Origin of the sequence: Ralstonia sp. 22086, from assembly GCF_052045975.1 — a bacterium.
Classification (GTDB): Bacteria; Pseudomonadota; Gammaproteobacteria; order Burkholderiales; family Burkholderiaceae; genus Ralstonia; species Ralstonia wenshanensis.
The window spans coordinates 41,161-56,813 of sequence record NZ_JBQEPZ010000001.1 but is presented as its reverse complement, the minus strand read 5'-3'; the positions used below and the strand labels follow the sequence as shown (position 1 = coordinate 56,813).

The window sequence follows — 15,653 nt, the reverse complement described above, 5'->3', positions numbered from 1 at the left end:
ACCGCCGACACATCTGGCGCGGCCGGCATCCCCTCGCGTAACTCAATGCAGCGTGGCTGGCGTCTCGTTCGTCAGCAGCGTCTGCGTGACCTGATCGCGAATCGACTGCGCTTTGAGCAGCAGGCGCAGGGCAATATCGGCACCGCGGGCGTTGGCCACGTGCTCGATAAAGGCGTTACGTGCGCGTTCATTCAATGTGGCGACATGAGCGGCTTCTGACCACACCCGCCACGCGGCGGGCTGACCAACAAACTGCTCGCGGCGGCGGAGCAGGTCCGAGTCGATGGCAGCGGCAATTTCGACGTCTTGAACGGTGCGATTCATGATGGGCCCCTTGCTGTCTGTGCTGTTGTTGCGCTCTTCGTGTGGCGCCCTGTGCCGGGCGCGCAGCCTGAATACGCAACGTCCATGCCAACACCGATGAGCCGGTCCACACGCACTTTTTGCATGCACGCGTTGTCGTTTTGATCTGTATGAAACGCCCTGTGGACGGGGCTTGGCGGGCAGCATCCCTCCGTTGGTGGGGTGCGAATTTCTCATCTGAAAACGGCGGCATCAGGCCCCTCGTTACGCGGAACGTTACGTAACGCCGGTAGCGTTCCGAGACCCAACAGGCGTGCCACACCGCCATACAGCGCCATCTGCGGGTATCGCGCCGTGGGCATGCTTGGTGCTTTATCCGTGCGCCCAAGCCCGCTGGCGCGCGGTCGGTCGTGTCACCCACCCCTCTTCTGCGCCGGCCTCTTCGCTTGCTCCGCTTCCGAACCGGAAGCGATCGGCCGCGTGCCGCCACCCTCGGCACGCCGCCCCCCCTACACACAACAAAAGCATTCAAGAGGAGACACCCCATGCAAATGGGTAACCCACACGTGCGGCGCGGCCGCATGCTGATGTCGGCGCTGCTGTGCGCGGCCCTGTCACTGTCGGGCTGCGGCGGCGGTGACGGCTCGACCGTCGCCAACAGCATCGCCGCAGATTCAAACACCACGCAGCCGGTGCCGCCAGCCGCAGTCAACTGGACCACGCTGGGTACGCGTGCCACACCGGCGCAACCGGGAACATCCATCAAGAGCAACGCGGGCGCGAAGTGGGTCGACTACAACCCGCCCATGCTTTACGCGGGCGTCGCGCGCCAGGCCACGCAGTACATCACCATGCCCGACGGAACGAAGCTCGCGGCCTATGTCACCTTGCCGGCCGACGCATCGGGCAACGCCGCCGCCGGCCCGTTCCCCACGGTGCTGGTGCAAACCTCGTACAACGGTGGCAACGCGCAATACGAAGCCTCGATTGGCGCTGCGCTCGGCGCGGCCGATCCGTACATCGTCCAGCACGGCTACGCGACGGTGGTGGTGGACGTACGCGGCACAGGCCAGTCGCAAGGTACATGGGACGCCTTTGGCGCCGATGAGCAAAGCGACTATGGCCGCGTGGTCGACTGGGTGACCCTGCAGTCGTGGAGCAACGGCGCCATCGGCCTCTACGGCGTGTCGTACCTCGGCATCACGACGGTCATCACGGCGGCGCAGAACCATCCCGCGGTCAAGGCGGCCTTCCCTATCGTGCCGATCGGTGATGGCTACCGCGACATCGTCTTCACGGGTGGGCAGACAAACCTGACCTTTATCCCGGCGTGGTTCGGTTTGGTATCAGTGCTTAGCCTGACCGATCCGACGCTGGTGACTGACCCCACGATCGGTTTGCCGGCCGTGCTGCAGCACTTGGTGTCTGCGGTCACGACGTTCCAGTTGCCGACCATGCTGCAGGCGCTGCTCGGCACGACGGCCACAGCCTATGACGGCGCATTCTGGGCGACGCGTTCGCCGCTGGAAAACGACGGCAAGATCAAGGTGCCGACCTTCGTGGTGGGCGGCCTGCACGATCTCTTCCAGCGCAGTGAACCACTCACGTACGAGAGCATCAAGACGCAGGCACCGGCCAAGCTGCTGATCGGCCCGTGGACACATCTGCAGGCCGCGTTGGGAAGCGGGTTGCCGGTCGATGGCGTGCCGCCGCTGAACCACATTCAGTTGCAATGGTTCGACCAGTACGTCAAAGGCATGAACGTGGGCGCCGATGCGCAGCCCAACGTCACGCAATACGTGAGCGGCCTCGCCCACTACGCCACCGCTACAGACTGGCCGCATCCGCAGGTGCAGGCGCAGCAGCTCTTCCTGCGCGGCGACAAGAGCCTGTCGGCCACCGCGCCTGCGGCAAACGAAGCGTCCAACACGGTCGCACAGCTGCCACTGAACGGCGCATGTTCGATCAGCCTGTCGCAATGGACGGCTGGATTGACGGGTTTCCTCCCGCTGCCATGCCAGACCGACGACACCATCGCCGAAGCCGCCGACGTGAAGTTCGAGACGCCACCCATGCCGGCGGATGTCTACCTCAACGGGCCGATTGAGGCCGATGTTTGGATCTCGACCACCGCTCTGGATGCCGGCGTCTCGGTCCGCATTGACGACGTGGACGCGGCGGGGAACGTCACGCCACTCACCGATGCGCTTCAGACAGCCTCGCTTCGCGCGGTGGACGCCAGCCGTTCCCGCACGATGAATGGTTTGATGATCCAGCCATGGCATCCGTTCACCCCAAGCTCCGTGCAGGCACTCATGCCGGGCCAGGCCGTCATGGTGCCGGTGGAGGTGTTCCCGACGAGTGCGCTCATCGCCAAGGGCCACAAGCTGCGGGTGGCCGTGGGCGCCAGCAACCTGCCGCAAGGCGTGCCGCCACTGCCCACGCTGCTCAACTCGCTCGTCGGCGTGCTGACGATCTACAGCGATGCGGCCCATCCCTCCAAGGTTGTGCTGCCCGTGGTGCCGGCCACGGCGCTGTAGCAAGCGCCCGTCCGCGGTGATCTGACGGCCCGCTTCGCGGGCCGTTTTCTTTGGATATCGGGCACCACCAAAATATGTAATCCGCCAATTGCATCCGTAAAACCGCGCATCGCGAATACTGTAGTGAAAATATCAACATCTGAATATAAATAACGCAAATAGAGTAGGAAAACGTTGGCGCCATCCAGCCTGCATAATCCGTCTCACGATTCGAAAAAATGGCGCCCAGGCCTTGCCAGGCAAGGTTTCACCGGCAAAACAAAGGCCCACAATTTGCATTAAGTGAAAACGCTCAGAAAGAATGTTATTCAGGATTTTCTTTTCAATGCCGATAACCCGGTGAAGCTCCAAAAATCCGACGCATACAAATCGGTCATACCGTGACATAACCTGCACCTTTCTCAAGTACGCAGTCGTTGCACATAACAACGTGGTCGCCGACCGTCTTTCTTTCTAAGCCGCTCCGGTGCCCGACCACATCTCAACCCATTCAGCAAACCGGAGGACGCAGTGAACCTTTCTCAGATGACCATCAAAGCCAAGCTCACAACGGGCTTTGGCGTGCTGGCAGCCATTGTTGTCGTGGTATCGGGCATGTCGCTGCGGGCGCTGTCCGAATCGACGGAAGGGTTCTCGAACTACGTGCACGGCATCAGCGCCCGCGCAGATGTGGCAAACGACGTGCGCACGGCGGTGGATCGCCGCGCCATCGCCGCACGCAACCTGGTTCTCGTGGTCACGCAAAAAGACCTGGATCTGGAGAAGGCCGACGTCTTTCAGGCGCACGACGATGTGAAGAACAAGCTCAAGCAGCTCAACGACATGATTGCGGGCGCCAAGGACACCAGCGACCGCGCCCGTAAGCTGGTGGAAGACATCAACCGCGTGGAAGCACAGTACGGCCCGGTGGCGACCGACATCGTCGGGCTGGCACTGGCGGGCAAACGCGACGAAGCCATCCAGAAGATGGACAACGAGTGCCGCCCGCTGCTGGCCGCCCTCATCAAGACCACCGACGCGTATGCCACGTACACGCACGAGCGCCAGGAGCAGCTCGTGCAGGCGTATGAGGCGCAGTACGTCATGCAGCGCAATCTGCTGGCCGGCCTGTCGATCGGCGCGGTGCTGCTGGCGCTGATTGCCGGGATCATCATCACGCGCTCGATCACGCAGCCAATCCGCACCGCTGTGGATGTCGCGCGGACGGTGGCACGCGGCGACCTGAGCAGCCGCATCGAGGTGCAAGGCAAGGATGAGACAAGCTACCTGCTCTCTGCCCTGCGCGACATGAACGGCCGCCTGACCGAGATCGTCGACAAGGTTCGCGACAGCAGCACCAGCGTGGCCGGCGCAGCCAAACAGATCGCGGCGGGCAATGCCGACCTGAGCCAACGCACGGAAGCACAGGCATCGTCGCTGCAGGAAACGGCAGCCAGCATGGAAGAGCTGACGTCCACCGTGAAGCAGAACGCCGACAACGCCCAGCACGCCACCGCGCTCGCCTCCACTGCGTCCGAAGTGGCGCTCAAGGGCAGCACGGTCGTCAGCCAGGTCGTATCGACCATGCAGGACATCAGCGACCGTTCGAGCAAGATTGCCGACATCACCGGCATCATCGAAGGCATCGCGTTCCAGACCAACATCCTCGCGCTGAATGCCGCCGTGGAAGCCGCACGCGCAGGCGAGCAGGGCCGCGGCTTTGCAGTGGTCGCCAGCGAAGTGCGCAGCCTGGCGCAACGCTCGTCAACGGCGGCCAAGGAGATCAAGGAACTGATCGCCTCGTCGGTGGAGCGCATTCACGATGGCTCCACGCTGGCGGGCCAAGCTGGTGAGACCATGACGGAGGTCACGCAGGCCGTGGCCCGCGTCACGCACATCATGGAAGAAATTGCCGCCGCCTCGGTCGAGCAGAAGCGCGGCATTGAACAGGTCAACCAGGCGATCTCGCAAATGGATGAAGTCACGCAGCGCAATGCGGCGCTGGTGGAAGAAGCCGCAGCCGCATCGCAATCGCTGCAGGACCAGGGACAAGAGCTGAACGCTGCGATGTCCTTCTTCCGCGTCGATCCGCACGCTGCACACGCCTGAGCCAGGCACTGTCACCGTAGTAGTTGTCATCTCCAAGCTGTCATTGCGCCCGCCGCCGAAAGGCCGCGGGCGTTTTCTCTTGGTGTCCTGTGTCTTTCGTTAGGCCGTCGTTCGTGACTTCCGCTGCATTGGCGGGCTTGCATGCACGACGCAAAGTGAACTTGCTCCACTCGACATTCACGGCGGAGCAAGCCGGGGCCGCGCACGGCCCACCTTGCCGACGAAGGCCACCATGCAAGCGAAGACACCAGACTCGCGGCGCAGTCTGTCCAGCGCCGTCATGCCGCGCATGTCACCCAAGCAATGCCATGACGAGAGGCCGGCATGATCCCACTTGCCTTCACACGGCGGCTGCTGTCGCGCACGGCGCCGCAGCCGCAACCGACCCCGGCCCTCGCTGAACAGTTGCGTGAAGAGTGCGCAGCCATGGCCCGCTATGCCCTGCACCACGGCTTGCCGGTTGCGCCGGAACTCATCGCCCAGCTGGGCGCGCTCATCGACCGGCAGATGCCGCCACAGGCCACACCGCACCATGCACTGGCGGCCATCCACCGCAAGCTTGCTGCGGCCATCGCACCGGCCACGCCTCAGGCGGTCACACTGCTCGACGCGCAGCATCGCAGCGAACATCCGTTCGCGTGGCTCGGCCCTGTGCCGCTGATCCGGCTGCTGACCGGCGCTGCAATCGTCTTCCTGATCGCAGTGATTGCCACCGGCATGTCGCCCGACGTGTCGAGCGCAAACATCGACCGGGGCTTCCTGGATTCGGACGGCGCGCCCCTGCTGTGGAACACGCTGTTCCTGCTGTTCTGCGCGGGGCTGGGCGCGTCGTTTGCCACGCTGTTTCAGGCGCATCGCTATGTGGCCGCTTCTACGTACGATCCGAAGTACGACGCCTCCTACGGCGCGCGGTTGATCCTCGGCGTGATAGCCGGGCTGATCCTGGTCGAGATGCTGCCAGCGCAATTGTTCGACCACGGCAGCATGCACAACTTCGGCAAACCGGCACTGGCGATGCTGGGTGGTTTCTCTGCCACCGCTGTGCACCGGCTGCTGCAGCGGCTGGTGGATGCGCTCGAAACACTCGTACGCGGTGACCGCTCGGCAGATGCCGACGCAGCCATGCAGACCTACCGCGCGCGTGCCGCCGGCGAGCGCACGCAATGGCAGAGCGAACTCGCCGCCAACCTGATCGATCTGCAGCAGTCGTTCGACAGCAATGCCTCTCCCGAGGCGATGCGCCAACGCCTGGCCGACTTCACGCGCGCCATGCTGGCCGCCACCGATGCACCCGCCTCTGCGCCTCCCTCTGCCTCCAACCGGCCATCCAAGGAGTGACCTCATGCTGTTCCTCTACAACATCCCCGCATGGGCGATGGGCGCTGTCATCGTCTTTGCCACGCTGTTCGTGGCATTGGGCGGCTACGCGCTGTTCCGCCGCGCGTTTCCCGTCACGCTCGACGCCGAACAGCGCAACATGACCATCGCCATGATGACCGCCGTCACCACCATCAACTCGTTGCTGGTCGCCTTCTCGGCCATCTCGGTATGGGGTGCGTATCAGGCCGCCGCCGATATCGTGGCCGCCGAAGCCGCATGCGCGACGGAACTCGCACGCGATCTGTCGGCGTTCTCACACCCGAGCGCTACAAACGCGCGGAGCGAACTGATCGCCTATCTGCAGCACGTCGTCCGTGACGAATGGCCGAGCATGCAGCAACAATCGCGTCCTGATGCGGACACTGAGGCTGCGTTCGACAGCATGTTTGCCACGGCCAACCGCATCACACCCCGCGACGACCGCGAGCGGGTGCTGCTGATTGAAGTGCTCGCCCGCGTCAACGAGATGGTGAAGTACCGGGAGAAACGCCTGCAGAACCTGGAAGCCGCCATGCCCGGCACGCTCTGGGGCGTGATGCTGATCGCCAGCGGCCTGTCGTTGTTGCTGCTCTATGCGCTGCCGGCCACACGCTTTCATATGGCGCTGGTGGCGGTGTGGGCGACCACGCTGGGCCTGGCGTTCTTCTTTGTGCTGGCCGTGGACCGGCCCTTTGCAGGCGAAGTCAGCGTCAGTGCGGCGCCGCTGGAGCGGGCCATCCAAACGTTATCGAACGACAGACCGCAGACGCACCCCTCACCCGCCTGAGCCCGCGCCGCCTCGCCGCGCTGCCTCACTCGCGTTGTGGGCTGGCGGGAGAGGTCAGCCCTGGGGTCGGAGTCCCCACATTCCGGCCCCGCCCTTTGCCGGCTCGTCGGGAGCCGGTTTTTTTTACTGCGGATCGCGAATGTAGCCAACAAGTTTGTCGACCACCGGCCGGTTCGGTCTGGTGAGCAGGCTCACGACAATCGCCGCGACAAAACCCGCTGGCACGCCGAACGCACCCGATGCAATCGGGTCGACGCCGAACCACGGCTGGCCAAGCACGCCCGTCATGCGCGTGAAGAACGGGTAGTTGGCGATGATGTAGTACACGCTCACAGCCAGCCCCGTCAGCATGCCCGCGATGGCACCGGCACGATTGGTGCGCTTCCAGAACACGCCCAGCACCAATACCGGAAAGAAGCACGAGGCCGCCAATGAGAAAGCCGCCCCAACCAGGAAGAGGATGTTGCCCGGCTTCAACGACGTCACATACGCGGCCAGCAACGCTACGCCCAGCAGCACCACCTTGGCGCTCGTCACGCGCCGCTGGTGGCTGGCCGTGTTGTCGATCATGTGGAAGTACACGTCGTGCGATAAGGCGTTGGCGATGGTCAGCAAAAGACCATCGGCAGTCGACAGCGCGGCCGCCAACGCACCCGCCGCAATCAACCCGGACAACACGTACGGCAGCCCCGCAATCTCGGGCGCGGCCAGCACGACCATGTCCGGCTGCATCATCACCTCTGCCCACTGCACGATGCCGTCGCCGTTGATGTCATGCAGAGCAAACACGGCCGGATCGACCTTGCGCCACGGCACGATCCACTGCGGCAGGTCGGCAAACGGCGCTCCGACCAGATGCTGCAGCAGATCGAGCTTGACGAGCGCCGCCAGCGCTGGTGCCGAGACATACAGCAGCGCCACGAAAACCAGCGTCCAGCTCACGGAGTTGCGTGTCTCGCGCACCGACGGCGTGGTGTGAAAGCGCGTGAGGATGTGCGGCAGACTGGCCGTGCCCACCATCAGGCAAAACACCAGGAGCACGAAGTTCAGCCGCTCGGTGCCGCGCTCGTTTTCCGAAGCAGACGGAAATGGCTCGATGGATGGCGGCGCCATGCGGCTGCGCGCCAGCGCGTCTTCGCGCTGCTGGTTCCACAGGATCGACGCGGCGGTCGCATCCGGCGGAAACTCCTCGCGCTGGCGCTCCAGAGCCTTGATCTCGCGCAGCGGCGCATTGCGTTCACGTGCAAGCTTGAGCTGCGTGTTCAGTGTTTCCCGCGCCTGCTCGAACGACTGCGGAAGCTGCGAGATGCGCTCCTGCAGCGCCTGCGCCTCGCTCAGAAACTGGTCGCGCACGTGCTGCTCTGCTGGGTCGTGCGCGATGCGCTGTTCCTCTTTCTCGATTTGCAGCAGCAGGCGGCCCGTCGACAACTGCGGCACCGGATCGTGATACCGATGCCAGCCGATGATCGACACCACGCCCAGGAACGACACGATCATGATGATGTACTGCGCCACCTGGGTCCACGTCACCGCACGCATGCCACCCAGGAACGAACACACCAGAATGCCCGCCAGCCCGAAGAACACGCCCACCGAAAACTCGACGCCGATAAAGCGCGTGACCACCAACCCCACACCCTGGATCTGCGCGACGAGATAGACGAACGAACACAGCGTCGCGCCCAGCACCGCGATGCCGCGCACGACAGAACTGCCGCCGCGCTCGCCGTTGCCATAGCGGTTGGCCAGGAAATCCGGCACCGTGTAGCCACCGAACTTGCGCAGGTACGGCGCGAGGAGGAAAGCGACGAGGCAGTAGCCGCCCGTCCATCCCATCACATAAGCGAGGCCCTCATAGCCCGAGGCGAACACGATGCCGGCCAGGCCGATGAACGAGGCAGCGCTCATCCAGTCGGCCGCCGTGGCCATGCCGTTGAAGAACGCCGGCACGCGGCGCCCCGCCACGTAATACTCGGTCAGATCGGCCGTGCGGCAGATCAGCCCGATACACGCATAAATGGCGATGGTGACGAACAGGAACACATAGCCGAGCCACACGCCTGGCCCGCGCACGCGTTCAATCGCGCCCATCATCACGATGAACAGCAGCAGCCCTACGGTATAGAGCCCGTAATACAGAAACAGCCGCTTGCGGAAGCGGCTGTCTTGTTGGGAGTCGGCGGCCAAGGTTGGCGACCAGCGCTGGCGGTTAGCGCGTTTCCTTCAGTTGATCGAGGATGGCCGGGTTCTCAAGCGTGGACGTGTCCTGCGTGATGTCCTCGCCCTTGGCCAGCGAACGCAACAAGCGACGCATGATCTTGCCCGAGCGCGTCTTGGGCAGGTTGTCGCCAAAGCGGATGTCCTTCGGCTTGGCAATCGGCCCGATTTCCTTGCCGACCCAGTTGCGCAGCTCGTTGGCGATCTGCTTGGCTTCGTCGCCATCGGGGCGCGAGCGCTTGAGCACCACGAAGGCGCAGATGGCTTCGCCCGTCATGTCGTCGGGGCGGCCCACCACGGCGGCTTCGGCCACGATCGGATTGGCCACCAGCGCCGATTCGATCTCCATCGTGCCCATGCGGTGGCCCGAGACGTTCAGCACGTCGTCAATGCGGCCCATGATGGTGAAGTAGCCGGTGTCCTTGTCGCGGATGGAGCCATCGCCCGCAAGGTACAGCTTGCCGCCGAGCTCTTCCGGGAAGTAGCTCTTCTTGAAGCGTTCCGGGTCGCCCCAGATGTTGCGGATCATCGACGGCCACGGACGCTTGACGACCAGGATGCCGCCCTGCCCGTTCGGCACGTCGTGCCCGGTTTCGTCAACAACGGCAGCCATGATGCCCGGCAGCGGCAGCGTGCACGAACCCGGCACCAGCGGCGTGGCGCCCGGCAGCGGCGTCATCATGTGGCCGCCCGTTTCGGTCTGCCAGAACGTATCGACGATCGGGCAACGGCCGCCGCCAATGTTCGTGTGGTACCACATCCAGGCTTCCGGATTGATCGGCTCGCCCACGGTGCCCAGCAGGCGCAGGCTGGAGAGATCGTACTGCTTCGGGTGGACCTTCTCGTCTGCTTCGGCGGCCTTGATCAGCGAGCGGATCGCGGTCGGCGCGGTGTAGAACGTGTTGACCTTGTGACGCTGGATCATGTCCCAGAAGCGGCCGGCGTTCGGATACGTCGGCACACCTTCGAACACGACCTGCGTGGCGCCGGCAGCGAGCGGGCCGTACGCAATATAGCTGTGGCCCGTCACCCAGCCGATGTCGGCGGTGCACCAGAAGATGTCGTCCGGTTTCAGGTCGAACGTCCACTGCATGGTGAGCAGGGCCCACAGCAGGTAGCCGCCCGTGCTGTGCTGCACGCCCTTCGGCTTGCCCGTCGAACCCGAGGTGTAGAGGATGAACAGCGGGTGTTCCGCACCCACCGGCGTGACTTCGCAGGTGTCGGGCTGGCCGGCTTCGACCTCGTCCATCGCGCGGTCGCGGCCTTCCACCCAGTTCACGTTGCCGTTGGTGCGGCGATAGACGATCACGTGCTTGACGGCGTCGGTGCCTTCCATGGCGAGCGCCTCATCGGCGATGGCCTTGAGCGGCAGCGCCTTGCCGCCGCGCATCTGTTCGTCGGCCGTAATGAGCGCCACGGCGCCCACGTCGACAATGCGTTCCTGCAGCGACTTGGCCGAGAACCCGCCAAACACCACCGAGTGCGTCGCACCGATGCGCGCGCACGCCTGCATGGCGACGATGCCTTCGATCGACATCGGCATGTAAATCACCACACGGTCGCCCTTCTTGATGCCCAAGGCCTTCAGGCCATTGGCGAAGCGGCAGACGCGTGCATGCAATTCGCGATACGTGACGCGCGATACCTTGCCATCGTCAGTCTCGAAAATGATGGCGACCTTGTCGGCGTTGCCGTTTTCAAGGTTGCGTTCGAGGCAGTTGTACGAGGCGTTGAGTTCGCCGTCTTCAAACCACTTGTAGAACGGTGCGTTGGACTCGTCCAGCACCTTGCTGAAAGGCTTGTGCCAAAGCAGGTGCTCGTGTGCGAGGCGCGCCCAGAAACCCTCGTAATCTTTCTCGGCTTCGGCACACAGCGCACGGTACGCATCCATGCCGGCGATGTTTGCCTGTTTAACAAAGGATTCGGGCGGGTTGAACACGCGCGTTTCCTGCAGGACAGATTCAATGCCAGCCATGGTGTCTCCTGATAGCGATGTCTGTTGTCGTTTTGCGGCGAATCTAAGGGGCTGACCTGACTCCAGCCTTACGCATTTCTGCACCGCAAGCCGACGTGAAGGGCACTACTATAATGCGTCACTTCACGTTACGGCACGCATCGCAACGCAACATGGCCGGCTACAGAGCCGCGCCCCATGCCGGTTTCCACTGATTCCTCATCGTGCCCATCCACGCCCTTTTCCTGATTGCTGCCATGGCATTGGTCGGCAGCAACGTCGGTTTCGGCAAGTCGATCGTCGCCGTCATGCCGGTGATGCTGTTTGCATTGCTGCGCTTTCTGATTGCCATCGTCTGCATGGCGCCCTGGTACAAGCCGTCGCGCATGCGCCGCGTGACGCGTGGCGAGTGGACCAACCTGTTCCTCCAGGCATTCTTCGGCACGTTCGGCTTCACGCTGCTCATGCTCAACGGCGTGCGGCTGACCTCTGCGCTGGCTGCGGGCATCATCACGAGCACGATTCCGGCCACGGTGGCGCTGCTGTCTTGGCTCGTGCTGCGCGAGAAGCCGTCGGGGCGCACGTTGGTGTCGGTGGCGCTCGCGGTGGCGGGCGTCGCCATTCTCAACGCCTATCGCGGGGGTGAATCTTCAGGCGCTGCGCCCGCCGATACGGCGCAAGCGCTGCTGGGCAATGCGCTCGTGATGGGTGCGGTGCTCTGCGAATCGATCTACGTCATTCTGTCGCGGCGGCTGACGCAAACATTGCCCGCCATCGAGATCTGCGCATACACGCACCTGATCGGCGGCCTGCTGATGCTGCCGCTGGGGCTGATGCCGCTGCTCACCTTCAATGTGTCCAGCGTGCCGCTGCCCATCTGGGGCCTGGTGCTTTGGTATGCACTATCGGCCAGCATTTTCTCGTTCTGGCTGTGGATGAAGGGCATCCGGCATGTGCCCGCCCACCTTGCAGGCGTATTCACCTCGGTGCTGCCGATTGCGGCCGCAACGTACGGCATCGTGGCGCTGGGCGAAACGCCGGGCTGGCCCCACGGCATCGCGCTGGCATGCGTGGTGGCGGGCATTCTGGTAGCGAGCTGGCCAGCGCGCCCGCGCCAGAGGATGCAGCGGGGCCGACAGCGTGGCCGTGTGAGCGATCCGCTCGACCCGCTGGACCCGTCGTTGGATCGCGAATGAGGCGCGCCGCAAGCGTTTTCCTGTAAGCAAAATTCTCATCGCGGAACGCTACAATCACGCGGTTTTTCCTCCACCCGCTCCGTTCCGCCCATGAAGTCGCCCATCGCCCCGCTGCGCCCGATTCCGCGCCTGATCTTCTTTTCCCGCTGGCTGCAACTGCCGCTTTACCTGGGACTGATCATCGCCCAGGCAGCGTATGTGTATCTGTTCATTGTCGAGGTCTGGCACCTGGTGTCACACCTGGGTGACCTGGACGAAACCAAGATCATGCTGGCCGTCCTGGGCCTGATCGACGTGGTGATGATCTCCAACCTGCTGATCATGGTGATCATCGGCGGGTACGACATCTTCGTGTCCAAGCTCGGCATCGAGGGCCATGAAGATGAGCCCGAATGGTTGGATCACGTCAACGCGGGCGTGCTGAAAGTGAAGCTGTCAATGGCGCTGATCAGCATCTCGTCGATCCACCTGCTCAAGACGTTCATCGATGCGGCCCAGAAGGATACGCACACGATCCTGTGGCAGGTGCTCATCCACGTGGCGTTCCTGGTGTCTGCGCTGGTGATGGCGTGGGTGGACCGCATCGTTTCGCACGCGCATCCGCACGGCGAGGCTGCCGACGCACATTGACGCTGCGCCCTTGTTGGCGCGGCGATTCCGACGAACGCGATCGGACAATCCGCGCCCGACATTGGGTGTATGATCTCAGGCTGTTCTGAGCCTGCGGCGCCCGCCGTCCAGGCCACAGGCAGGGAGTGAAGGTCACCGACCGCTGCCCTGCCGCACCGGCTTTTCATTCCTATACGTTGGTCCCCCACCATGACCGTCATTCGTCAAGAAGACCTCATCCAGAGCGTCGCCGACGCCCTGCAGTACATCAGCTACTACCACCCGATGGACTACATCACTGCTCTGGGCCGCGCCTATGAGCAGGAGCAGAGCCCGGCCGCCAAGGATGCCATCGCGCAGATCCTGACCAACAGCCGCATGTGCGCTGAAGGCAAGCGCCCGATCTGCCAGGACACCGGCATCGTCACCGTGTTCCTGAAGGTCGGCATGAACGTGCGCTGGGACGGCGCCACGATGAGCCTCGAAGACATGGTCAACGAAGGCGTGCGCCGCGCGTACAACGACGTCGACAACAAGTTGCGCGCGAGCGTGCTGGCCGATCCGGCCGGCAAGCGCACCAACACGAAGGACAACACCCCGGCCGTGATCAACATGTCGATCGTGCCGGGCGACACGGTGGACGTGATCGTCGCGGCCAAGGGCGGCGGCTCCGAAGCCAAGTCGAAGTTCGTGATGCTGAATCCGTCCGATTCCATCGTCGACTGGGTGCTCAAGACCGTGCCGACCATGGGCGCCGGCTGGTGCCCCCCCGGCATGCTGGGCATCGGCATTGGCGGCACGGCTGAAAAGGCCATGCTGCTGGCCAAGGAAGCCCTGATGGAGCCGATCGACATTCAAGACCTGATCGCTCGCGGCCCGAGCAACCGCGCTGAAGAACTGCGCATCGAGCTGTACGAGAAGGTCAACGCGCTGGGCATTGGCGCGCAAGGCCTGGGCGGCCTGGCCACCGTGCTCGACGTGAAGATCCTGGACTACCCGACCCACGCGGCCAACCTGCCCGTGGCGATGATCCCGAACTGCGCCGCCACGCGCCACGCACACTTCACGCTGGACGGCAGCGGCGTTGCCAAGCTTGAAGCGCCGGACCTGTCGCAATGGCCGAAGGTCGAGTGGGCACCGAACACCGAGACCTCCAAGCGCGTCGACCTGAACACGCTCACGCCGGAAGAAGTTGCCTCGTGGAAGCCGGGCCAGACGCTGCTGCTCAACGGCAAGATGCTGACGGGCCGTGACGCCGCACACAAGCGCATCGCCGACATGCTCGCCAAGGGCGAGAAGCTGCCGATCGACTTCACCAACCGCGTGATCTACTACGTCGGCCCGGTCGATCCGGTGCGTGATGAAGTCGTTGGCCCGGCAGGCCCGACCACGGCCACGCGCATGGACAAGTTCACCGAGACGATGCTCGCCCAGACGGGTCTGATCGCCATGGTGGGCAAGGCCGAGCGTGGCCCGGTCGCCATCGAATCCATCAAGAAGCACAAGTCGGCTTACCTGATGGCCGTGGGCGGTGCCGCTTACCTGGTGTCGAAGGCCATCCGTGGTTCCAAGGTGCTGGCATTCGAAGACCTGGGCATGGAAGCCATCTACGAATTCGACGTGAAGGACATGCCGGTCACCGTCGCCGTGGACAGCTCGGGCACGTCGGTCCACAAGACCGGCCCGGCGGAATGGCAGGCGAAGATCGGCAAGATTCCCGTCGCAGCAGGCTGATCCGTTCATCCAATATGACGACACGCGCGCAGGCACCGGTCGGGGTCTTTGATTCCGGCCTCGGAGGGCTCTCCGTCCTGCGCGCGATTCGCGCCGAACTGCCGGCCGAATCGCTTCTCTATCTGGCGGATTCCCGCCATGCCCCGTACGGGGAAAAATCTCCCGAATACATTGCCGATCGCACGCTGCGCGTGTGCGAATGGCTGGTCGACCAGGGCTGCAAGGCGTTGGTGATCGCGTGCAACACCGCCACGGCGCAAGCCGTGCACGTGCTACGCGAAAAACTCGCGGTGCCGGTGATTGGCGTCGAGCCGGGCCTAAAGCCAGCGGTTGCCACGTCGAAGAGCCGTGTGGTTGGCGTGCTCGCCACCGAAAGCACGCTGCGCAGCGAGAAATTTGCACGCCTGCTGGCGGCTGCCTCCGGCGATTGCAAGGTGCTGAGCCAACCCGGTTACGGCCTCGTCCCCCTGATCGAGCGTGGCGATACCCACTCGCCTGCGGTGCTGGAGCTGCTGCGGGCGTATCTGCAACCGATGCTGGACGCAAACGCCGACACGTTGGTGCTCGGCTGCACGCACTACCCGTTCCTGGAAGACGCCATCCGCGAGATCGCGGGCGATCGTCTGACGTTGATCGACACCGGCCACGCCGTCGCGCGCCATCTGGGCCGCACGCTTGCGGCGGCGGGATTGCAGGCAGCGGGCCCAGCCGCATCGCCCCGCTTCATGAGCACCGGCGACGTGCTTCCGCTGCAAGCCATGGTGGCTGCGTTGCTGGGAGAGGCACCGATGGCACAGCGTGTCGACATCGGCGATGCGCCCCTGAGCCCGGCCGTGGCATCGCTCGCTTCTCAACCGGAATAACGC

General features: G+C 63.9%; 11 protein-coding genes. 8 read left to right on the top strand and 3 right to left on the bottom strand.

What is annotated here, in order from left to right:
• Positions 1-42: 42 nt before the first annotated feature.
• The gene (locus ACTJK6_RS00275) at positions 43-324 is read right to left on the bottom strand and encodes a DUF7696 family protein (RefSeq protein WP_232040369.1); all 282 of its coding nucleotides are present in this window, start codon (positions 322-324) and stop codon (positions 43-45) included.
• A 524-nt stretch (positions 325-848) separates the two neighbouring features.
• Between ACTJK6_RS00275 and ACTJK6_RS00270 the strand changes: the two genes are divergently transcribed.
• The 4 genes from ACTJK6_RS00270 to ACTJK6_RS00255 all read left to right on the top strand — a co-directional run bounded on the left by ACTJK6_RS00270 (position 849) and on the right by ACTJK6_RS00255 (position 7,077).
• A complete protein-coding gene (locus ACTJK6_RS00270; RefSeq protein ID WP_440838096.1) occupies positions 849-2,843 on the top strand; it encodes a CocE/NonD family hydrolase in 1,995 nt (664 codons plus the stop codon).
• Positions 2,844-3,368: 525 nt separating this feature from the next.
• A complete protein-coding gene (locus ACTJK6_RS00265; RefSeq protein ID WP_440838763.1) occupies positions 3,369-4,931 on the top strand; it encodes a methyl-accepting chemotaxis protein in 1,563 nt (520 codons plus the stop codon).
• 324 nt (positions 4,932-5,255) lie between these two features.
• Entirely contained in the window at positions 5,256-6,269 is a 1,014-nt protein-coding gene (locus ACTJK6_RS00260) for a hypothetical protein (RefSeq protein WP_232040371.1), read from the top strand.
• Positions 6,270-6,273: 4 nt separating this feature from the next.
• Positions 6,274-7,077 (top strand): bestrophin-like domain, encoded by an 804-nt coding sequence (locus tag ACTJK6_RS00255; RefSeq protein WP_440838095.1) that lies wholly within the window; start codon positions 6,274-6,276, stop codon positions 7,075-7,077.
• 123 nt (positions 7,078-7,200) lie between these two features.
• Here the strand turns inward: ACTJK6_RS00255 and ACTJK6_RS00250 are convergent, their stop codons facing one another.
• Complete coding sequence (locus tag ACTJK6_RS00250) at positions 7,201-9,264, bottom strand: sodium:solute symporter family protein (protein WP_322016867.1); 2,064 nt, start codon at positions 9,262-9,264, stop codon at positions 7,201-7,203.
• A gap of 22 nt (positions 9,265-9,286) precedes the next feature.
• Entirely contained in the window at positions 9,287-11,269 is a 1,983-nt protein-coding gene (acs, locus tag ACTJK6_RS00245) for an acetate--CoA ligase (RefSeq protein ID WP_232040374.1), read from the bottom strand.
• Positions 11,270-11,472: 203 nt separating this feature from the next.
• On the opposite strand from acs, the gene ACTJK6_RS00240 reads away from it, so the two are divergent.
• The 4 genes from ACTJK6_RS00240 to murI all read left to right on the top strand — a co-directional run bounded on the left by ACTJK6_RS00240 (position 11,473) and on the right by murI (position 15,650).
• Complete coding sequence (locus ACTJK6_RS00240) at positions 11,473-12,444, top strand: DMT family transporter (protein WP_342455351.1); 972 nt, start codon at positions 11,473-11,475, stop codon at positions 12,442-12,444.
• 90 nt (positions 12,445-12,534) lie between these two features.
• Complete coding sequence (locus ACTJK6_RS00235) at positions 12,535-13,074, top strand: TIGR00645 family protein (RefSeq protein WP_232040375.1); 540 nt, start codon at positions 12,535-12,537, stop codon at positions 13,072-13,074.
• Positions 13,075-13,263: 189 nt separating this feature from the next.
• The gene (locus ACTJK6_RS00230; RefSeq protein ID WP_004634356.1) at positions 13,264-14,787 is read left to right on the top strand and encodes a fumarate hydratase; all 1,524 of its coding nucleotides are present in this window, start codon (positions 13,264-13,266) and stop codon (positions 14,785-14,787) included.
• A gap of 14 nt (positions 14,788-14,801) precedes the next feature.
• Positions 14,802-15,650: a glutamate racemase gene (gene murI, locus ACTJK6_RS00225; RefSeq protein ID WP_232040376.1), complete on the top strand. Its 849-nt coding sequence runs from the start codon at positions 14,802-14,804 to the stop codon at positions 15,648-15,650.
• Positions 15,651-15,653 lie beyond the last annotated feature (3 nt).